Annotated in this window: 21 protein-coding genes; 13 read left to right on the forward strand and 8 right to left on the reverse strand. The window is 60.9% G+C overall.

Annotated elements, in window-relative coordinates; all coding sequences use genetic code 11:
• Window positions 1–109 precede the first annotated feature (109 nt).
• Complete coding sequence (locus tag ACQZ48_RS06380; protein WP_136903022.1) at window positions 110–2302, reverse strand: transglycosylase domain-containing protein; 2193 nt, start codon at window positions 2300–2302, stop codon at window positions 110–112.
• A 253-nt stretch (window positions 2303–2555) separates the two neighbouring features.
• Here ACQZ48_RS06380 and ACQZ48_RS06385 point away from each other — a divergent pair, with 253 nt between their 5' ends.
• Window positions 2556–3047 carry a YcgN family cysteine cluster protein gene (locus ACQZ48_RS06385; RefSeq protein WP_077982686.1) on the forward strand — a complete coding sequence of 164 codons (492 nt, stop codon included), beginning with the start codon at window positions 2556–2558 and terminating at the stop codon, window positions 3045–3047.
• 169 nt (window positions 3048–3216) lie between these two features.
• A complete protein-coding gene (gene blaOXA, locus ACQZ48_RS06390) occupies window positions 3217–4041 on the forward strand; it encodes a class D beta-lactamase (protein ID WP_077982685.1) in 825 nt (274 codons plus the stop codon).
• 34 nt (window positions 4042–4075) lie between these two features.
• Here blaOXA and ACQZ48_RS06395 read toward each other — a convergent pair whose 3' ends face one another.
• Complete coding sequence (locus ACQZ48_RS06395; RefSeq protein ID WP_217004406.1) at window positions 4076–4411, reverse strand: type II toxin-antitoxin system YafQ family toxin; 336 nt, start codon at window positions 4409–4411, stop codon at window positions 4076–4078.
• On the reverse strand, window positions 4408–4683 hold the full coding sequence (locus tag ACQZ48_RS06400; protein WP_077982683.1) for a type II toxin-antitoxin system RelB/DinJ family antitoxin: 276 nt from the start codon (window positions 4681–4683) through the stop codon (window positions 4408–4410). The genes ACQZ48_RS06395 and ACQZ48_RS06400 overlap by 4 nt, the downstream gene beginning before the upstream one ends.
• Window positions 4684–4895: 212 nt before the next feature.
• Between ACQZ48_RS06400 and ACQZ48_RS06405 the strand changes: the two genes are divergently transcribed.
• The 7 genes from ACQZ48_RS06405 to ACQZ48_RS06435 all read left to right on the forward strand — a co-directional run bounded on the left by ACQZ48_RS06405 (window position 4896) and on the right by ACQZ48_RS06435 (window position 9539).
• Window positions 4896–7478: a heavy metal translocating P-type ATPase gene (locus tag ACQZ48_RS06405; protein ID WP_448728681.1), complete on the forward strand. Its 2583-nt coding sequence runs from the start codon at window positions 4896–4898 to the stop codon at window positions 7476–7478.
• Window positions 7475–7897, forward strand: coding sequence for a Cu(I)-responsive transcriptional regulator (gene cueR / locus ACQZ48_RS06410; protein WP_006311241.1), 423 nt, complete (start codon window positions 7475–7477; stop codon window positions 7895–7897). The genes ACQZ48_RS06405 and cueR overlap by 4 nt, the downstream gene beginning before the upstream one ends.
• Window positions 7898–7950: 53 nt before the next feature.
• On the forward strand, window positions 7951–8151 hold the full coding sequence (locus ACQZ48_RS06415; protein WP_077982682.1) for a heavy-metal-associated domain-containing protein: 201 nt from the start codon (window positions 7951–7953) through the stop codon (window positions 8149–8151).
• Between the two features lie 68 nt (window positions 8152–8219).
• The gene (mazE, locus tag ACQZ48_RS06420; protein WP_127758200.1) at window positions 8220–8486 is read left to right on the forward strand and encodes a type II toxin-antitoxin system antitoxin MazE; all 267 of its coding nucleotides are present in this window, start codon (window positions 8220–8222) and stop codon (window positions 8484–8486) included.
• Complete coding sequence (gene mazF, locus ACQZ48_RS06425; protein WP_077982681.1) at window positions 8486–8845, forward strand: type II toxin-antitoxin system toxin MazF; 360 nt, start codon at window positions 8486–8488, stop codon at window positions 8843–8845. The genes mazE and mazF overlap by 1 nt, the downstream gene beginning before the upstream one ends.
• A gap of 69 nt (window positions 8846–8914) precedes the next feature.
• Window positions 8915–9184: a ribbon-helix-helix domain-containing protein gene (locus ACQZ48_RS06430; RefSeq protein ID WP_077982680.1), complete on the forward strand. Its 270-nt coding sequence runs from the start codon at window positions 8915–8917 to the stop codon at window positions 9182–9184.
• A complete protein-coding gene (locus ACQZ48_RS06435; RefSeq protein WP_077982679.1) occupies window positions 9174–9539 on the forward strand; it encodes a KluB in 366 nt (121 codons plus the stop codon). Before ACQZ48_RS06430 ends, ACQZ48_RS06435 begins: the two co-directional genes overlap by 11 nt.
• Here the strand turns inward: ACQZ48_RS06435 and ACQZ48_RS06440 are convergent.
• The gene (locus ACQZ48_RS06440; RefSeq protein WP_077982678.1) at window positions 9536–9784 is read right to left on the reverse strand and encodes a hypothetical protein; all 249 of its coding nucleotides are present in this window, start codon (window positions 9782–9784) and stop codon (window positions 9536–9538) included. The genes ACQZ48_RS06435 and ACQZ48_RS06440 overlap by 4 nt on opposite strands.
• 176 nt (window positions 9785–9960) lie before the next feature.
• On the opposite strand from ACQZ48_RS06440, the gene ACQZ48_RS06445 reads away from it, so the two are divergent.
• Window positions 9961–11349 carry an MFS transporter gene (locus ACQZ48_RS06445; RefSeq protein ID WP_448728713.1) on the forward strand — a complete coding sequence of 463 codons (1389 nt, stop codon included), beginning with the start codon at window positions 9961–9963 and terminating at the stop codon, window positions 11347–11349.
• Window positions 11350–11424: 75 nt separating this feature from the next.
• Here the strand turns inward: ACQZ48_RS06445 and ACQZ48_RS06450 are convergent, their stop codons facing one another.
• Together ACQZ48_RS06450 and ACQZ48_RS06455 are read right to left on the reverse strand one after the other, a co-directional pair.
• Window positions 11425–11598: a hypothetical protein gene (locus ACQZ48_RS06450; protein ID WP_077982677.1), complete on the reverse strand. Its 174-nt coding sequence runs from the start codon at window positions 11596–11598 to the stop codon at window positions 11425–11427.
• Window positions 11599–11666: 68 nt separating this feature from the next.
• Window positions 11667–13382, reverse strand: a complete 1716-nt coding sequence (locus ACQZ48_RS06455) for a GH32 C-terminal domain-containing protein (protein WP_448728682.1) — start codon at window positions 13380–13382, stop codon at window positions 11667–11669.
• Between the two features lie 168 nt (window positions 13383–13550).
• Here ACQZ48_RS06455 and ACQZ48_RS06460 point away from each other — a divergent pair, with 168 nt between their 5' ends.
• Window positions 13551–15011 carry a protein adenylyltransferase SelO gene (locus ACQZ48_RS06460; RefSeq protein WP_191217130.1) on the forward strand — a complete coding sequence of 487 codons (1461 nt, stop codon included), beginning with the start codon at window positions 13551–13553 and terminating at the stop codon, window positions 15009–15011.
• Window positions 15012–15204: 193 nt separating this feature from the next.
• Here ACQZ48_RS06460 and ACQZ48_RS06465 read toward each other — a convergent pair whose 3' ends face one another.
• On the reverse strand, window positions 15205–16305 hold the full coding sequence (locus ACQZ48_RS06465; protein WP_173988442.1) for a saccharopine dehydrogenase family protein: 1101 nt from the start codon (window positions 16303–16305) through the stop codon (window positions 15205–15207).
• A 144-nt stretch (window positions 16306–16449) separates the two neighbouring features.
• Here ACQZ48_RS06465 and ACQZ48_RS06470 point away from each other — a divergent pair, with 144 nt between their 5' ends.
• Window positions 16450–16881: an Lrp/AsnC family transcriptional regulator gene (locus tag ACQZ48_RS06470; RefSeq protein WP_077982674.1), complete on the forward strand. Its 432-nt coding sequence runs from the start codon at window positions 16450–16452 to the stop codon at window positions 16879–16881.
• A gap of 115 nt (window positions 16882–16996) precedes the next feature.
• Here ACQZ48_RS06470 and ACQZ48_RS06475 read toward each other — a convergent pair whose 3' ends face one another.
• Entirely contained in the window at window positions 16997–17365 is a 369-nt protein-coding gene (locus ACQZ48_RS06475; RefSeq protein WP_003509204.1) for a winged helix-turn-helix transcriptional regulator, read from the reverse strand.
• A gap of 142 nt (window positions 17366–17507) precedes the next feature.
• Here ACQZ48_RS06475 and ACQZ48_RS06480 point away from each other — a divergent pair, with 142 nt between their 5' ends.
• Window positions 17508–18347, forward strand: a complete 840-nt coding sequence (locus ACQZ48_RS06480) for an SDR family oxidoreductase (protein WP_142912437.1) — start codon at window positions 17508–17510, stop codon at window positions 18345–18347.
• The last annotated feature ends 3 nt before the right edge of the window (window positions 18348–18350 follow it).

Here is an 18350-nt window from a genome sequence, read left to right on the forward strand (position 1 = left end):
CGGATAGGACTCGACCATCTCAACGTTTACGAATGAAGTGGCGGTAGCGCCTCCTGCCGATCTCCCCCCTTGAGGGGGAGATGCCCGGCAGGGCAGAGGGGGGTGAACCTCACCGCCGTGCCGCATCCTCCTTGCCCTCGCGCAAAGACGCATCCGCCACCTTCTGCGTCGTCACACTCAGGGCCGAAGCGTCCTTCATCTTCCTGGCGATGGAACGAATCACACGCGTTGCCTCGGCCGAGAGCGAGCGTGGGCGGGTGAGGGCGGGCAAAGCGGGGGTGCTGGCGGCTGCGGCCGCCACTTGCGCCGAAGGTTGCGGGCGCGCACCTGTCGGCAACGGGTTCTGGATGCCGGGAATGGGGCGCAGCTCCATGCCCTGATGGGCATAGTCCATCAGCCGCTTGAAAGTCATGGCCGGAAGCGCGCCTCCCGTCATATTGTTCATCGGCGTGAAATCGTCGTTCCCGAACCAGACGGCCGTGGTGTAATTGCCGGTGAAACCCACATACCAGGCATCGCGATAGGCCTGCGAGGTGCCGGTCTTGCCGCCGGAAACGATGCCGTTATCCAGCGCGCCGCGCCGGGCCGTGCCCATGACCGGAATGGTCACCAGCATCTGGTTCATCTTCGAATTGGCGTCTTCGGAAAGCACCCGTTTGGCGGGCGCTTCGTTGTGGCTGAAATCGTAGAGGACATTGCCCTCGTAATCCAGCACCTGCTCGATGCCGTGGCGGCGCGACTGCATGCCGTCGGCAGGGAAAACGGCATAGGCGGTGGCCTGATCGAGCACCGTGACTTCCGATGTCCCGAGCGGAATCGTCTTGTCGCTGCGCAGCGGCGTGGCGACACCCATGGCTTTGGCGGTATCGACGATGACCTGCGTGCCGAGCACGTCCTTGGCAAGACGCACGGGCACGGTGTTGTAGGATTTGGCGAGCGCCATCTGCAGCGTCACCTTGCCGGCATAGGAGCGGCCGTAATTCTGCGGCGACCAGCCGCGCCAGGTCACCGGCGCGTCGGAGATCAGCGTCTCCGGCTTCATGCCCTTTTCCATGGCGGCCGAGTAGGTGTAGACCTTGAAGGAGGAGCCCGGCTGGCGCAGCGCCGCCGTGGCGCGGTTGAACTGGCTTTCGCCATAGTCGCGCCCGCCGACCATGGCGCGCACGCCGCCGCCGTTCTCGATCATCACCATCGCGCCCTGCTTGACGCGGTAACCTTCGCCGAATTCGCGCAGGCCCATTTCCATCGCCTGCTCGGCCGCCTGCTGCAGGCCGGTATCGATTGTGGTGCGCACGACCACGGTGTGGTCCCTGAACTTGCCTTCGGCGGCCAGCCGCTGCACCTCGTCAAAGGCCCAGTCGAGGAAATAATCAGGCGCCTTCACATCGGCGCGGTCGATGACGGTGGCCGGGTTGCGCCGCGCGCCGATCACCTGCCCCTCGGTCATCAACCCGCTCTGCACCAGGTTGGACAGCACGGTGTTGGCGCGGGCACGCGCGGCGGGCAGGTTGACATGCGGCGCATATTTGGCCGGGGCCTTGAACAGGCCGGCCAGAATAGCGGATTCGGCGAGCGTCACGTCGGTGAGATTCTTGCCGAAATAAAACTGCGCCGCTGCCGCAGCACCAAAGGTGCCGCCGCCCATATAGGCGCGGTCGAGATAAAGGCTGAGGATTTCCTTCTTCGACATGTTGGTCTCGAGCCACAGCGCGAGGAAGGCTTCCTTGATCTTGCGCTCCAGCGAGCGCTCATTGGTGAGAAACAGGTTCTTGGCAAGCTGCTGCGTCAGCGTCGAGCCGCCCTGCACCACGCCGCCGGCGCGGGCGTTTTCGCTCATGGCGCGGGCAAGGCCGATGAAATCGATGCCGAAATGGTCGAAGAAACGCCGGTCCTCGGTCGCCAGAACCGCCTTGATGAAATGATCCGGCATCTGGTCGATCGGAACGGAATCCTCGTGGATGATGCCGCGGTGGCCGATGGTGTTGCCGTAACGGTCGAGGAAGGTGACGGCGAAGTCGCCGCGATACCGCCAGTCCTTCTTGGTTTCCTCGAAGGCCGGCATGGCGAGCGCCAGAAGCACGACGGACCCCGCCGTTCCGAACGTCAGTGCGTCGCAGGTCAGGTTGACGAGAAGCTTCTTCCAGCCCCGCACATGCAGCTTGCGCGAGGCGATGGTGACGTCTTCCCAGAAATCCACCAGCCTTGCCGCAGCCGTCCACAGGCCGGAGTCGATGAAGCTATCGATCCGGAGCAGGATGTGCCGTTTTTTACGGCCTTTTTTTTCGTTTTTTTCTTCCTGCACCTGGCGATGTTTTCCTGTTCAACGCAACGCGATCATCGATATTCTGCGCTTCAACCCATTCCCGACGCAAAACCGTGGCATGGTTGTGTCGGAAGTGCTTGACGCGGCGGCCTTTCGCGGGCCAATGACCCCCAGCCGCCTGCCAATATGCTAAAATATCGTACAAACCAGCCCTTGGCGATACGATATAAAGGATTAGGGACCGGTTAAACACTCCCGTCCAAGAGATCAAAATGAAACGGAAATGTTAACGATGAATGACGCGCCGTTCTGGAAAACCAAATCACTCACGGAGATGACCGGCGAGGAATGGGAAAGCCTGTGCGACGGCTGCGGCCTGTGCTGTCTGAACAAGCTGGAAGACTGGGACACCGGCGAAGTCGTGTTCACCTCGGTCCGCTGCGTGCTGCTCGACGGCGAGAGCTGTCGATGCTCCGATTACGAAAACCGCCGCGCCACGGTGCCGGACTGTATTCAGCTTGACCTGAAGAAGGTGCATGAGATCGGCTGGTTGCCGCCAACCTGTGCCTATGCGCTGGTGCGCGACGGCAAGGATCTCTACTGGTGGCATTATCTCGTCTCCGGCGATACGCAAACGGTGCATCAGGCCGGCATTTCCGCCCGCGGCCGCACCGTCAGCGAGGCCGATGTGGATGTTGACGACTTCGAGGATTATGTGGTCGACTGGCCCCTGACAGTGGGTGAGACGGTCGGCGAGAGGGCGGGCGAAAAGGAACGGACCTGACGGAAAACGTCAATTTTTGTTTGGTCCTATTCCTGCCCCATCCGTCTCCTAAAGGCATGTCATCCGAAAGCGTGTCACGGTTTCGGGGTACGACTTGTCTGAAAACAAAGACAGCTTCCAGCCATTCCGGCAAATGATCCGCAGAAGCGGACGAGGGACATCAAAACGCATGCGCTACCGGCTGCCCGCCATCGTTCTTTCATGCCTTGCCCTTCCGGGGCTCCTGCCGTTTTCCGCTGACGCCCAGCAACAGCCACAGGCCTTCGAATGCACGCTGGTCACGTCCATCGAGACCGGTGCCATCATCAACCAGCAGGGCGCCTGCGACCAGCGCGTGGCGCCGGCCTCCACCTTCAAGGTGCCGCTGGCGCTGATCGGTTACGACGCCGGCATCCTTCAGGATGAAAAGACGCCCGCCTGGGACTGGAAACCCGGCACGGAGGCGCGCGCCTCCGACCGCAAGACGGTCGATCCCTCCATATGGGAACAGGATTCGGTCCTGTGGTATTCACGTGAGATCACCCGCCGCCTCGGTCCGGAAAAATTCGCCGCCTATGTGAAGCGTCTCGGTTACGGCAATGCCGATGTTTCCGGTGAGCCGGGCAAGAATAACGGCCTGACCCATTCCTGGCTCGGATCGTCGCTGACGGTCTCGCCGGTGGAACAGGTCGGCTTCCTGCGCCGCCTTCTGGCCGGCAATCTGCCGGTTTCGCGCGATGCGCAGGCGAAGACCAGGGCAATCGTGCCGGTCTTCGATGGGCCGGAAAGCTGGGCCGTGCACGGCAAGACCGGAACCGGCTACATGCGCGACGAAAAGGGCAATCCCGACCGCAACCGTCCCTTCGGCTGGTTCGTCGGCTGGGCGGAGCGCGAAGGCCAGCACATCGTCTTTGCGAGACTGCGCGTTTCCGACAAACCGTCAAACGAGCCACTCGGCCCCGCCGTGCGCGATGCCTTCCTGCGCGATATTCCCCGGCTGGCCGTGCACCGATAGCGAGATCGACCTCAATATCTTTCGGATTGCGCGTTTACCTGAAAAGCTCGGCGTGCGTTCCTGCGCGGGTGAAGATGAGAAGGTTCTGCTTCTCATCAAGTTTATAGATCAACAGAAAGTCCCCGCCGACATGGCATTCGCGATGATCGTGCCATTCTCCGTTCAGTTCATGGTCACGAAACTGCGCCGGTAATGGCGCTTCGCCGGCGATGAGAAGGAGCATGATCTCCTTCAGTTTCACCATGTCATAGCGCCCGGAATTGTTCAGCCGTTGCCAGTCCTTGATAAATTGCCTGGTGAAATCCGAACTACGCGGCAACACCGTTCGTTTCGATGCCGCGTCTTTTCCGTGACCTTTTTTATCCGTCACCGTTTGTTACCATCAAGGGCGTCAAACAGGGCTTCCGCCGTGCCGAAACGATTGCGCCTGGCAGCCGCGATGGCGCGCGCTTCTTCAATCGCGGCGAGCGTTTCAGCGTTCGGTTGCGTCAGTTCTATCGGCAGTGCTTTTTCTCGGGCAATGCGCGTCAGCATCATTCGCATGACATCGGAAACAGTCAGCCCCAGACTGTCGAGCACGGCAGTCGCGTCATCCTTGAGCGCCTGATCGATGCGCGCTCTCACATAAGCATTTGCGGTCATGATCGACCTCCTTTGGATAATGCTGTATGTAGCTCAAATGAGCATCAAATTCAACGAGTGTATTGCTGCCCCCTTCGTATTCTCCTTTGCCGCGCGGGCGACGACAACAAGCCCGGCCGCACTCACGATTGTGTGTTCGACAAAAAGTTTCCGCTTCCCTTGACCTTCCCATCATGGGAATCTCTACATAGGGTCTCGAAAGGGGATTTCCCATGAACGAGACAGTCAAACACGCCCATCGACATGAACCGGTTTCCATTCCTGTGGAGGGCATGACCTGCGCTTCCTGCGTGCGTCGGGTGGAAACGGCCGCGGCCAAGGTGCCGGGTGTCATGTCGAGTTCCGTGAACTTCGCCACGAAGAAGCTCACCGTCGAGCCGGCCGAAGGTTTTTCGGCCAGAACGCTTGATGCCGCCATCAAGAAGGTCGGTTACGACATCGCGCCGGAGCGTCACGAATTCGCGGTGGAAGGCTTGCGGGGCGAGGCTGAGGCCGGGCGGCTGAAGGCCGTTCTGGAAGCGGTCGCCACCACAATCGTCGTCAAGGTCGATGCGGCCTCCGGCAAGGCCTCCGTGGAAACGATTGGCGGCCGACGTGAACGGGATACGCTGGTGGAAACGGCAAAGCTCGCCGGTTTTGCGCTGAAGACGCCGGGACCGCGCGACAATTCCGCCCATCAAGGTCACGGCCAGCACCACGGACATCATCAGGGCCACGGCCAGATGGCGGCGGGCGAGACTGGCGGCCACGACCATATGCAGCATGCGGGCGAAGAGGGCGCGCTGAAACGCGACCTGACGATTGCCGCGATCCTGACCGCGCCGCTTTTCGTGCTGGAAATGGGCGGCCATCTCTATGAGCCGCTGCATCACTGGCTGATGGGCATCATCGAGACGCAGAACCTCTATTACATCTATTTCGTGTTGGCGACGGCGGTGATTTTCGGGCCGGGCCGGCGCTTTCTCAAGACCGGTTTTCCGGCCCTGCTGCGCGGTGCGCCGGAAATGAATTCGCTTGTGGCGCTGGGCGTCACGGCGGCTTACGCCTATTCCGTCGTGGCGACTTTCGCGCCCGATCTGCTGCCGGCGGAGGCGCAGTTCGTCTATTATGAAGCGGCAACCGTCATCGTGACGCTGATCCTGACCGGACGGCTTCTCGAAGCCCGCGCCAGCGGCCGCACGGGAGACGCCATCCGCAAGCTGATGAGCCTGCAGGCGAAGACTGCCCGCGTAGAGCGCGACGGCGCCACCATCGATATTTCCCCTGACGATCTGGTGATGGGCGATATCGTCGTCATCCGTCCCGGCGAGAGGCTGGCGGTGGATGGCGAAGTCGTCGAAGGTTCGTCCTATGTCGATGAGTCCATGATATCGGGCGAACCCGTGCCGGTGGAAAAGAAGATCGGCGCAACGGTCGTCGGCGGCACTATCAACAAGACAGGCGCCTTCAAGTTCAAGGCGACCAAGGTGGGCGCGGATACCATGCTGTCGCAGATCATCCGCATGGTGGAGGAGGCGCAAGGATCCAAGCTGCCGATCCAGCTGTTGGTGGACCGCGTCACCGCGCTTTTCGTGCCCGTTGTCATAGCAATCGCTGTTCTGACCTTCATCGTCTGGGCGATCTTCGGCCCCGAACCCGCCTATACATTCGCGCTGGTCAATGCGGTCGCGGTGCTCATCATCGCCTGCCCCTGCGCCATGGGTCTCGCCACGCCGACATCCATCATGGTCGGCACCGGTCGGGCGGCGGAGCTGGGCGTGCTGTTTCGCAAGGGGCAGGCGTTGCAGGAGCTACGTTCGGCTGAAATCGTCGTGGTCGACAAGACCGGCACTGTCACTAAGGGCCGCCCGGAACTGACCGATCTGGTGGTTGCGGAAGGGTTTGCCGACAACGAGGTGCTGGCGCTGGTCGCCGCCGTCGAGGGCCGCTCGGAACATCCGATTGCCGAAGCCATCGTCCGGGCTGCGGAAGAAAAGAATGTGACGACCCCGGCAGGACTCGAACCCACAACCGTCGAAAACTTCGAGAGCGTGACGGGTTACGGCATCGCCGCCACCGTCAATGGCCGCAGGCTGGAAGTCGGTGCGGATCGTTACATGGCCAAACTCGGCCATTCCGTCGATATTTTCGCTGAGGTCGCCGCAAGGCTGGGAGATGAAGGCAAGACGCCGCTTTATGCCGCCATTGACAACAGGCTGGCGGCTGCGATTGCGGTTGCCGATCCGCTGAAACCCTCGAGTATCGCTGCGATCAAAGCATTGCAGGCGATGGGCATAGAAGTGGCGATGGTGACGGGCGACAATGAACGCACGGCAAACGCCATAGCCCGGCAGGTCGGCATTTCCCGTGTGGTGGCGGAAGTACTGCCCGAGGGCAAGGTGAAGGCGATCCATGAGATGCGGGCAGGCGGCAAGGTGCTGGCCTTCGTGGGGGACGGCATTAACGATGCGCCGGCGCTCGCCGAAGCCGATATCGGCATTGCCGTCGGCACGGGCACGGATGTCGCCATCGAAAGCGCCGATGTGGTGCTGGTTGGCGGCGATCTTCTGGGCGCAGTCAACGCCATCGAAATGAGCCGGGCGACCATGCGCAACATCAAGGAAAACCTGTTCTGGGCCTTTGGTTATAACGTGGCGCTGATACCGGTTGCGGCGGGCGTGCTCTATCCGGCCTTCGGCATCACCCTGTCGCCGATGATCGGCGCGGGTGCGATGGCGCTCTCCAGCGTCTTCGTTCTCGCCAATGCGCTGAGATTGAAACGGGCGAAGGTGGTCCATCGGGAGGTGACGTCATGAATATCGGGCAGGCATCGGAAGCATCGGGCGTTTCCGCCAAGATGATCCGTTATTACGAGCAGATCGGCCTCATCACGCCGGCCGCCCGCACCGGCAATAATTACCGGGTCTATGGCGAGCAGGACGTGCACAATCTGCGCTTCATCAAGAGGGCGCGCACGCTCGGTTTCTCGCTGGAAGAAACCGAGACGCTGCTGAAACTCTGGCAGGACAAAAGCCGTGAGAGTTCGGCGGTGAAGGAGATTGCGCTCGTCCACATCGCCGATCTCGAGCAGAAGATCGCCGAGATGAAGAGCATGGTGAAAACGCTCTCTCATCTCGCCCATTGCTGCGGCGGCGACCACCGGCCCGATTGCCCCATCCTCGATGATCTCGCGGGTGCCGACAAGACAGACGGCAAGCCAGCCAGAACTCACTGAACTTTAATGACAACCGGCGCGACAATATCGCTACCGGCCAGAAGGAGAAAACCATGAGTGCAACCACCTTCCTCATTCCGGACATGACCTGCGGCCATTGCGAAAAGACGCTGCGCGGCGCTCTGACGGAAGTGCTTCCCGGCGCATCCGTCAGCATCGACCTCGATGCCCACAGACTGACGGTTATGGGCGATGCCGCAACCGCGGAAGCGGCGATCCGCGAAGCCGGTTATTCGCCGGAACGGGCGGGTTGAGGCACGACCTCCGTTTGCGCAGGCTTGAAAATGTGCTACATATATTGCACAAAATGGAGCGCAGACTGATGACCGTAACGACGAGAATAAGACGTCAGGGCGGTGCGGCGGTGATGACCATCCCGCCCGCTCTTTTGAAGATGCTGGGGCTGGAAATCGGTGAGCAATTGACGCTGGAGGTCGATAACGGCGCGCTGGTCGCAAGCCCGGTTCGGCAGGAAAAGAAGCGCTTCACGCTTGCCGAACTGCTGGAGGGTGCGGATGAAGTCGCCGCCCTCAATGCCGGCGCGCGGGAATGGGACGAAGCGCCGCCAGTCGGCAAAGAAGCTCTTTGATGGTCCGCAGTCAGGTTCCAAAACGTGGCGACGTTTATCTGGTCGACCTCAATCCTGTGATCGGCAGCGAAATCAGGGACGAACATCGTTGTATCGTCATCACGCCCAGAGAAATCAACGCGGTTGGACTGTGCCTTGTCGTTCCCGTGACCACGGGCGGAGTATTCACGCGCAGGGCGGGGCTTGCCGTGAACATATCGGGCCATAAGACAACCGGTGTCGCACTATGCAACCAGGTGAGAAGCATGGACATTGTTGCCCGTGCCGCCCAGAAGAAAGCGAAATATATCGAAACCCTTGACGATGCGACGATCGACGAAATCGCCGGTCGTGTCATCAGCATGATCGACCCCGCCTGAGAACACCCATTGGAACAATGGGCGAAATATGCTACTGAGTAGTAGCTCTTTTGAACCGGGAGTGCCACAGTGTCCGTCAAGGCGTCAGTTTCCATCTCCGATCAACAGGATAGCTTCGCCCGCAGGCTGGTGGAGGAAGGGCGTTATGCCAGCCTCAGTGCCGTCGTGCAGCGTGGGCTGGAACTGCTTCGGCAGGAAACGGAGCTGCGGGACGCCGAACTTGCCGCGCTTCGTGATTTGCTGGTTGAGCGAGGGCAGGGTGACTTCGTCTCCGTGGAGGACGGCAAGCAAAGAACGGCAGCGATGATAGCAGCCCGGAAGGCCAGCCATGGCCTTTAAGGTCCTGCGTTCGACGCAGACGGATCAGGACCTCGACCTCATTCTCGATCATCTTATCCAGTCCTATCTCGACCTCGGCGATGCCTTGCCAGCGGCTTTCACGCGCGCCGCGCGACGCGTGGGGTCGATTGAAGCGGACATGGAAGCGCTTCACAAAGCGCCTTTTCAGGGGACATTGTTGCCCGAAATATTACCCGGCCTTCGCCGGGTAACGAAAAATCAGGCTGTCTTTTATTTCGATGTCGATGAGGGCGAAAAGATCGTGCGTATTCTTGCAGTCTTTTTCGGCGGGCAGGATCATCTACGCCATATGCTCACGCGCCTTTCGTCCCGTCGCGCCCTGAATCTTCCCTAAACCTCGTCGAAAGCTCCGCCTTCCCGCGAAGGGTTGCGGTTGATCACCCGTTCCTCGGCATCGTCGGGCAGGGCCTCGTCGCTTTCCTGATAGGGGTCGTCCTCGGTCTCCGCCTCTTCTTCCTCGATTTCCTGTTCGATGGATTGCGGAATCTCTCCCTTGGCGGGCAGGGAGTCGATGTCGAGATCGAGCAAATCCTCGTCCATGGCGTCTTCGTTAAGGGGCAGGATTTTCTTGCGGTCCATGACGGTGTCCTTTCTGTCGGTTCTTCGGCAAACGAGCGGGCGCGCGGAGGGTTCCTGCCGTGCGGGATACCTTCAAAACAAATGACGTGAAAAAGTCGTCTTGACCTCAATGGTGCTTGAGGTTCTAGTTTGCCCGCCGTGCCCGAAAAAATGGAAAGGATACGGCTTTGTCGAGTATGGAAATGGTGGAGAAAAACGGCTGGGGCGAATTGCTGAGCGGGGCTAACCTCTCGCTTCTGACCGTCATCTCCTCAGGTATCGGCCTGCACGCTTTCAACCAGTTCGCGGTGGTGACCGCCTTGCCCGTGGCCGTCAACGAAATCGGCGGCGCTGCTTTCTATAGCTGGGCCTATAGTCTTTATTTCGTCGGTTCCGTCGCAGGCGGTGTCACCGCCGTGCTGTTCCGCGAACGTTTCGGCGCGCGCGCCGTCCTGCTTCTCTGCTGCCTGATATTTTCCTTCGGTTCGGTCCTTTCGGCAATCGCCGGCGACTTTTTGTGGGTCGTTATTGGCAGAGCCTTGCAGGGACTGGCCGACGGGCTGATCGTGGCCGTGTGTTACAGCCTCATTCCCGCCGGTTTCCGCTCCGGCCTGTTGCCGAAGGTCTTCGCGATCGAAGCGGCGATCTGGGCGGTCGCCTCCTTCATCGGTCCGCTGACCGGCGGTTTTGCCACCGAGCATACTTCCTGGCGCGCCACCTTCCTGCTGTCGGCGCCGCTGATCCTGCTGCTTCTGGCCTATACCGCGATTGCCGTTTCCGCTGAGCGGCCGGTTGCGGCGACGCGCAGACCGCTTGTGCCGCTGGTTCTCTGCCTTGTCGGCGCATTGGCCTTTTCCGCCCCTTCCGCCTTCGAGGATGCGAGCCTGCGGGCGCTCTCCCTGCTGGCAGGGGCAGCGCTGCTGTGGGCCTCTCTGCGGGCGGGCATCCGGCCCTCGATCGGGCTTTTCCCGAAGAATTCGTTCCGGCTGAAGACGGTGCTCGGCAGCGGTTTCTGGGTGCTGTTCCTGATGTCCTATGCCCATGCGCTGGGCAGCGTCTATCTCGCTTATGTCGCCATCAATCTGTGGCGGCATGAGCCGACCTTTGCCGGTTTCATCGTGGTGACGATGCCGCTTGCCTGGAGCTTTGTGGCAATGCTGATCGGCAGCCTGCGTTCTGCCCGTCTGCGGGAGATTTGCCTGCATTACGGTCCCTACCAGATGGTGCCGGGCTGTGCGCTGCTGGGGCTCGGGCTGGCGACCGGCAACTGGGGAGAAATGCTCGTCGGGCAAATCCTGATCGGATCGGCTTTCGGCATGTCCTGGGCCGGCATCAGTCAGGCCGCCATGGAGGCAGCTCCTGAGGAGGAGCGCAAGATGACGGGTGCGCTCTTGCCAACTGTCGCGACGCTGGGCGCCGCCGCCGGTGCGGGCGCCAGCGGCACCGTCGCCGCCGCCACCGATCTGGTGGGGCAGATCGAGCGGGCGGATGTGACGATGCCGATGGTTTATCTCTATGGGCTGGGTGTTATCGTATCGGTGCTGGCGATCATGACCGCCAGCGGATTGCGGGGCGAAAGGCGCTGAAGCATTTCCAGAAAAAGTGGGATCCGGTTTTCCGTCCGAAATGCGGCAAAGCGAAAGGCGGCTCTTCCGCCGCCGTCAGGACTGGGTGGCGGCGATGGTGATCGCCGCCAGGTAAACGACGAAGGCCATGATCGCGATTGCGCCGATGATGACGACGATGCCCTTGCCGGCGCGTTTTTTCTCGGCCTTGTTTTCATTGGCTTCTGTCGGAAACAGGATCGGATCGCTGGTGTCGCGGATTTTGGTCATGCCGTTTCTCCTTATCCGTGGAATGGGCGCTGTCGGTCTATCAACCGCCCAATCCGCCAAAAGGTTCCTCAGGGTTTCAGCGCCCAGCTGGTGGCATGCACCACCGCGCCGGGGGCGGCCTTCAATAGCGCCGAACGCACCGGTTCGAACCCTTCGATGCGTTTGGTGCCCACATATCGGCCGCGATTGGCGAAGACTTCGATGGAGCCGTAATCGAGGAAGATGCGGATGCGGGATGGCTTGGCTCCCTTGGCGATATAGTGTGGTGAGGCGCCGTCACGGCCGTCCTCATGGCGGATCCACAGCCCTGTTTCATCCGACACGATGCCCAGAGTGACCGTCGGATGATCGAGCATCAGTTCGAAGGGCGCGCCGGGCGAGGCAAGCTCGAACAATATTTCCACCGCCCCGTTGATAAAGGTGACGCGTTCGCCCGCGGCAAGCCGCGTGCGGTCAAGGATATGGCTGCGCAGGCTTTCCGCCGCACCGATGGGCGGGGTCAGAAGCTCGCCGTTCACATAATGAATCCGACGCGGCAGGGTCATGGAGGTGGGGAAGTCGATTTCCGGATTGGCATCCGCCCAGTTGGCCAGCCAGCCGATGCCGATGATGCTGTCGCCATCCAGAAAGGCCTGGAAGGCGTAATTGTCGGTGCCGAAATCCAGCTCCTGCCCGGTTTCCTTTGTGAAGACCTTGCCGTCGAACCAGCCGACATCGGCCATGGTGAGGTTCTTGCGGCCGGTCTCCGGGTCCTCCGAATGCATCAGCCCATAGACCAGCACCCAGCGGGTGGAGCGGGCATTGGCGGGTCCATCGAGCGGCAGCAGGCAGGGGCATTCGATGGCCGTGGTTTTATATCGCGTTTCCACCCACAGCTTGCCCACATAGGTCCAGCCCGATGCAGCGGTGGGGTCCTGCGTCTCGTAAAGCAGAATGACGCCGCCGCCATCGCTCTGGCTGCCGAGCACCATTTTCCATAAGCCATCGGGACCGCGGAAAACATAGGGGTCACGGAAATCCGGCGTCAGCCCCTGTCCGTCCGGGCGGTGGCCCAGAATGACCTCGGCCTGCCCGGCCATGATGAGATCGGAGGAGGTGGCGGTGAGCTGAATCTGCTGTTCGGGAATGCGGTCCTGCACCTGCTCGGTGAAGAAGACGCGGATGCCCGTTCCTTCAACCAGCGGAATGGTGGAGCCGGAATAGGCGCCGCCCCGCTTGTCAGGTCTTGTCGTCAGATCTTCCGAAGGGAAAAGGAAAATAGGCAGGTGCCGCCAGCGCAGATAATCCGACGAGACGGCGTGGCCCCAATGCATGGTGTTCCAGCGCAGCCCATGCGAATAATGCTGATAGAAGAGATGCGGCCGCCCCTCGAAACGACCGAAACCGTTCGGGTCGTTCATCCATCCGAAGGGTGGGCGGAAATGATAGCTGCCGGGAAGTTCGGGTGCGGCATTGTCCGGCTTGGTATGGACGACCGTGATTCCGGTTTCGAGCACATCTGACGCGGTGAACCAGTAGATGACGGAAACGGCGGTCGTGACCGTATCGTAACTGATCTCTACATGGCCGCCGCCGAAAACCTGATAGATTCGAAAACCGAACTCTTCCGTGTTGACGCTTGAAACCTCAGCGAATTTTCCATTCTGATTGGAAAAGGAGACGGCACCCGGCTCGGCGTCTTTTTTCGCTTTTAACCAGACATGGAAGGTGGCGTTGACGGGCAAGTCGGTATGAATGGTGCGGATGGCGCTTTCCGGTTCGGCTGCGGCTTCAACGACGGTCATTGCTTTTCCTTTCCTTCGGCATTCTGCGGATCAAGCATAGGAACGATGATGGCGCAGTAAAGTTCATTGCGCAAAATTGAATGAAGCAATCCGGAAGCTGTCGCATTTATCGCTCGCATCCGCCGTCTTCCGGCCCCATATAGGGGCAAAGCAGGGAGTTTACCCGTGATGAAATTCGACAATTCCTATGCCCGCCTGCCGGAGCGCTTCAGCGCCGCCGTGTTGCCGACGCCGGTGAAGGCGCCGCGTCTCATCGCCTTCAATCGCGAGCTGGCCGATGAACTCCTTCTCGATGTGGCCGGCCTTGACGATGAAAGGCTGGCGGCGATCTTTTCCGGCAATGTCGTGCCGCAGGGGGCCGAGCCGCTGGCCATGGCCTATGCCGGCCACCAGTTCGGCGGTTTCGTGCCGCAGCTGGGCGATGGCCGCGCCATTCTGCTGGGTGAAGTGATCGACAGGAACGGAAAACGCCGCGATATCCAGCTGAAAGGCTCCGGCCCGACGCCGTTTTCGCGCCGGGGCGACGGTCGCGCGGCGCTCGGCCCCGTCCTGCGGGAATATATCGTGTCGGAGGCGATGTTTGCGCTCGGCATTCCCGCCACGCGGGCGCTGGCGGCTGTCCTCTCCGGCGAGAGGGTGCAGCGTGAGGTCGGCCTGCCGGGCGGCGTCTTCACCCGCGTTGCGGCAAGCCATATCCGCGTTGGTACCTTCCAGTTTTTCGCCGCGCGCGAGGACAACGAAGCGGTCAGAAACCTCGCGGATTACGTCATCGATCGGCATTATCCCGAGGCGAAACAGGCGGATAATCCCTATCTCGCCTTGCTGCAGGGCATTGCGCAACGGCAATGCGACCTCATCGCCCGCTGGATGATGGTGGGCTTTATCCATGGTGTCATGAACACCGACAATATGGCGCTTTCCGGCGAAACCATTGATTTCGGCCCCTGCGCTTTCCTCGATGAATATCACCCCAACAAGGTCTTTTCCTCCATTGATGCGCAGGGCCGTTATGCCTTCAACAATCAGCCCGGCATCGCCCAATGGAACATTGCCAGGCTGGCGGAATGCCTGTTGCCGCTGCTCGATCCGCAGGTGGAAAAAGCCGCCGAACGCGCCAATGCCGTTCTCGCCGATTTCGCCGCGGCCTTTCCCCAACGCTGGCTTGCCGGCATGCGCGGAAAGCTTGGCCTGACGGTGGAGGAAGAGGGCGACATGGATCTGGTGCAGGCGCTGCTGGCGCTGATGCAGGCATCGGAAGCGGATTATACGCTGACCTTCCGGCGTCTTTCCCATGCGGCCAATGGTGACGCCGAGCCGTTTCGCGGCATGTTCGTCGATATTGCGGGGGCGGACGAATTTCTGGAGCGCTGGCGGGAAAGAGCAGGTCGCGAGGGGATTTCCGATTCCGAAAGGTCAGCGGCGATGCTGGCCGCCAATCCGGCCGTCATCCCGCGCAACCATCGGATCGAGGAACTGATCGAGGCGGCGGTGGAAGAGGATGATTTCGAGCCCTTCCACGCCATGCTGAGAGCGATCGCCACGCCTTTCGAAGAGCGGCCGGATAACTTCGTCTATATGCAGCCGCCGATGAGTCATGAACGGGTGTTCAGGACTTTTTGCGGGACGTAAGCGTAGCGCTGATCCGCAACGCCGGAGCGAGCGAGTGCCTGTTTCGCCTTCTCCCCGAGGGGGAGAAGGTCGCGGCAGCGGGATGAGGGGGCAAGGGTGCGATCCATCGCTGGCGTCGCCCCCTCATCCGACCCTTCGGGCCACCTTCTCCCCGGCGGGGAGAAGAAACCGGCGGCAATGCTGTGCCCTCAAGTCACCCAACCCGCGCCAGTGGCTCATGCGCGCCGTAATAGTGGCCGAACCGGTTTTCGAGGAATTTCGGTAGCGCCACTTCCTCCTGTCGCACGAAGCCCTTCTGCGGCAGCGCGCCTTCGGCGAGCAGATCGAGAACCGTGCAGATACCGGCGGCTGTGGTGATCTGGATGGCGCTCATCATCCGGCCGGAAACCGGGCCGGCATAGACCTTGTTGGCATAGGTTTCCTGCAGGAAGCGGCCGTTGCGGGTGCCGCAGACGGTGACGAAGACGATGACCACATCCTGCATGGTGCCGGGCAGGGCGTTTTCGAACAGGTCCTTCAGCACATCGCGGCGATTGCGCAGGTTGAGGTCGTTCAGAAGCGCCTTCATGATCGCCACATGGCCGGGATAACGGATGGTGCGGTAATTCATCGTCCGCACCTTGCCTTCCAGCGTGGCGCAGAGCGTGCCAAGCCCACCTGAGGTGTTGAAGGCCTCGTAGGTAACGCCGTCCAGCGAAAATTCCTCACGTTCTTCCAGAGCCGGAACGGCTGTAAGGCGGCCTTCAACGATCGCTTCGCAGGGCTCGATATATTCGTTGATCAGCCCGTCCGTGCTCCAGGTGAGGTTGTAATTGAGCGCATTGGACGGATATTGCGGCAGAGCGCCGACGCGCATGCGCACGCTGTCCAGCTTGTCGAACTTGGCGGCGAGATCGGCAGCGACGATGGAGATGAAGCCGGGGGCGAGTCCGCATTGCGGAATGAGCGCCGTTTCGGCGGTTTCCGCCAGCGCCTTGACCCTGCGGGTGGATTCCACGTCTTCGGTAAGATCGAGATAATGCGTGCCGACGGCAACGGCCGCTTCGGCAATACCCGCCGTCAAGTGGAAGGGGGCGGCGGATAGAACGGCGAATTTGCCTTTCAGCAGTGCTTCCAGAGCGGGACGGTCGGTGATGTCGACGATCTCGGTGTCGACCCGTTCATGCGCCGGCACATTGGCCAGCTGATCGGCTGAACGATCGGCGACGGTGATGCGATAATCGCCTGATGCGGCCAGCATCCAGGCGATTGCCGAACCGATATTGCCCGCGCCGATGACGACAATGTTTTTCATGTTTTTGTTCCCCGCAGTGAATGCAAATGTGTCAGCGCAGATACGCTTCCAAGACAGAATGCCAGTTTTTATTGACGATTCGCAGCTTCACTATGTGCGGATAGCAGGTTAATGTTAGGCAATAAGACGACAGGATTGGTCATTATGACAATTACCGACAAGGATCGGGCGCTGCTCGCCCTGCTTTCCGAAAATGCCCGCATGCCGGTGGCGGAGCTGGCGCGCAAACTCGGCCTTTCGCGCACCACGGTACAGGCCCGTATCGAGCGACTGGAAGCGGACGGGGTGATTGCGGGTTATGGCCTCAGGCTTTCGGAAAGCTATCTTTCCGGGCTGGTGCGCGCCCATGTGCTGATCACCATCGCCCCCAAGGCCTTGCCCGGCGTCACGGCGGCCCTTGCCGCCATCAAGGAGGTGACGACGCTGCATTCGGTGAGCGGCACTTTTGACCTCATCGCCATTCTGGCCGCACCTTCGATCCTCGATCTAGACCAATTGATCGACCGCATCGGCGCGCTTGACGGCGTGGAGCGCACGCTGTCGTCGATCATTCTGTCGACGCGGATTTCGCGGTAGGGATTTTGGGGAGTGCAGTGGGTGCAGCGCTGACTGTTATTGCGGACGCTCTCTTCCTCCTCATCCCATTGCTTGTCACAGGAATGAGGGGCGCATGGGTATGCCGCGCCTCGATTTAAACCACCGCCCGTTCATCGTATGCCCTCTGCGCCGCCATCACAGCGTCGATATTCCCCTCCGCCCAGTGGGCAAGCGCCGCCACCGTGTCGGTCAGCGTCCGCCCCAGCGGCGTCAGCGAATATTCGACCGTCACCGGCACGGTCGGAAACACCTGCCTCGAAATCAGCCCGTCGCGCTCGAGCTTCTTGAGCGTCTGCGACAGGACCTTTTGCGAAATGCCCTTTATCTCCCGCCGCAGCAGGTTGAAGCGCACCGCTTCCACCCGCAGCCGGTCAAGGATCAGCAGCGCCCATTTGTCGGCAATCCTGTCCAGCACCATGCGGGTGGGGCAGCGGTCTTCATAGACGTCATAGATACGTTCCATGGGTTTATTCCATCGTTTCAGGGCCATTCCGGTTTCCGCGAGGATACCAGATAACCCAAAAGTGCTCTCTTTTCATGATTTCGCAAACGCAGTACCTGTGTTTTCGAAACATGGTTTCCATTAGATACTACGGAGATTTGAGATGACAGGCAAGATACTCGTAATCGGTTCCACCGGCACCATCGGCACGCCGCTGGTGAAAGCGCTGCTTTCCAGGGGCGAAAGCGTGAAGGCCGCCTCGCGCAGCGGCAAGGCGGCGGACGGCGCGGAAGGGGTGCGCTTCGATTATACCGACGCCTCGACTTATGCGGACGCCTTCGACGGCGTTGACAGACTGTTCCTGCTTCTTTCCGGTGGGCGTCTGGACGCTATCGACGCGCTGACGCCCGTGGTCGAGGAGGCGGCGCGCCGCAAGGTAAAGATCGTGTTCTTGAGCGTCCTCGGCGTCGATGCCGACGATTCCATTCCCTATCGCCAGATCGAGTTGAAGATCATCGCTTCGGGCACGCCTTACGTCATCCTGCGCCCCAACTGGTTTGCCGATAATTTCCACAGCTACTGGAAAGCCGGCATCGACCACGGCCAGATCGCCGTGCCGGCCGGTGAGGGCAAGTCGAGTTTCATCGATGTGCGCGATATCGCCGACAGCGCTGCCGCCGCCCTGACTTCTGACGCCGTTAACGGCAAGGCTTTCAACCTGACGGGTCCGAAAGCCCTGGGTTACGGCGAAGCGGCCGCGCTGATATCGCAGGCGATCGGCAAGCCGGTGTCCTACGCCGCCGTTTCGGATGAGGTTTTCATCGGCATTCTCACCGGTGCGGGCGTGCCGCAGGACTACGCCTCGTTCCTCGCTTCGATCTTTTATCCCGTGCGCGAAGGCTGGACAGCACTGGTGACCGGCGATGTCGAAACGCTGACAGGCCATGCGCCGCGTTCACTCGAGACCTATATCACCGACAATCTGGACCGGCTGAAGGGTTGAGGC

It is taken from the genome of Agrobacterium sp. 22-209-1 (assembly GCF_053522485.1).

What these genes read in the sequence shown, in the direction of transcription:
- ACQZ48_RS06385 (WP_077982686.1), top strand. Translation starts at nt 2,556, where the DNA reads ATGAATGACGCGCCGTTCTGGAAAACCAAATCACTCACGGAGATGACC.
- blaOXA (WP_077982685.1), top strand. Translation starts at nt 3,217, where the DNA reads ATGCGCTACCGGCTGCCCGCCATCGTTCTTTCATGCCTTGCCCTTCCG.
- ACQZ48_RS06400 (WP_077982683.1), bottom strand. Translation starts at nt 4,683, where the DNA reads ATGACCGCAAATGCTTATGTGAGAGCGCGCATCGATCAGGCGCTCAAG.
- ACQZ48_RS06405 (WP_448728681.1), top strand. Translation starts at nt 4,896, where the DNA reads ATGAACGAGACAGTCAAACACGCCCATCGACATGAACCGGTTTCCATT.
- cueR (WP_006311241.1), top strand. Translation starts at nt 7,475, where the DNA reads ATGAATATCGGGCAGGCATCGGAAGCATCGGGCGTTTCCGCCAAGATG.
- ACQZ48_RS06415 (WP_077982682.1), top strand. Translation starts at nt 7,951, where the DNA reads ATGAGTGCAACCACCTTCCTCATTCCGGACATGACCTGCGGCCATTGC.
- mazE (WP_127758200.1), top strand. Translation starts at nt 8,220, where the DNA reads ATGACCGTAACGACGAGAATAAGACGTCAGGGCGGTGCGGCGGTGATG.
- mazF (WP_077982681.1), top strand. Translation starts at nt 8,486, where the DNA reads ATGGTCCGCAGTCAGGTTCCAAAACGTGGCGACGTTTATCTGGTCGAC.
- ACQZ48_RS06435 (WP_077982679.1), top strand. Translation starts at nt 9,174, where the DNA reads ATGGCCTTTAAGGTCCTGCGTTCGACGCAGACGGATCAGGACCTCGAC.
- ACQZ48_RS06440 (WP_077982678.1), bottom strand. Translation starts at nt 9,784, where the DNA reads ATGGACCGCAAGAAAATCCTGCCCCTTAACGAAGACGCCATGGACGAG.
- ACQZ48_RS06445 (WP_448728713.1), top strand. Translation starts at nt 9,961, where the DNA reads ATGGAAATGGTGGAGAAAAACGGCTGGGGCGAATTGCTGAGCGGGGCT.
- ACQZ48_RS06450 (WP_077982677.1), bottom strand. Translation starts at nt 11,598, where the DNA reads ATGACCAAAATCCGCGACACCAGCGATCCGATCCTGTTTCCGACAGAA.
- ACQZ48_RS06455 (WP_448728682.1), bottom strand. Translation starts at nt 13,382, where the DNA reads ATGACCGTCGTTGAAGCCGCAGCCGAACCGGAAAGCGCCATCCGCACC.
- ACQZ48_RS06460 (WP_191217130.1), top strand. Translation starts at nt 13,551, where the DNA reads ATGAAATTCGACAATTCCTATGCCCGCCTGCCGGAGCGCTTCAGCGCC.
- ACQZ48_RS06465 (WP_173988442.1), bottom strand. Translation starts at nt 16,305, where the DNA reads ATGAAAAACATTGTCGTCATCGGCGCGGGCAATATCGGTTCGGCAATC.
- ACQZ48_RS06470 (WP_077982674.1), top strand. Translation starts at nt 16,450, where the DNA reads ATGACAATTACCGACAAGGATCGGGCGCTGCTCGCCCTGCTTTCCGAA.
- ACQZ48_RS06475 (WP_003509204.1), bottom strand. Translation starts at nt 17,365, where the DNA reads ATGGAACGTATCTATGACGTCTATGAAGACCGCTGCCCCACCCGCATG.
- ACQZ48_RS06480 (WP_142912437.1), top strand. Translation starts at nt 17,508, where the DNA reads ATGACAGGCAAGATACTCGTAATCGGTTCCACCGGCACCATCGGCACG.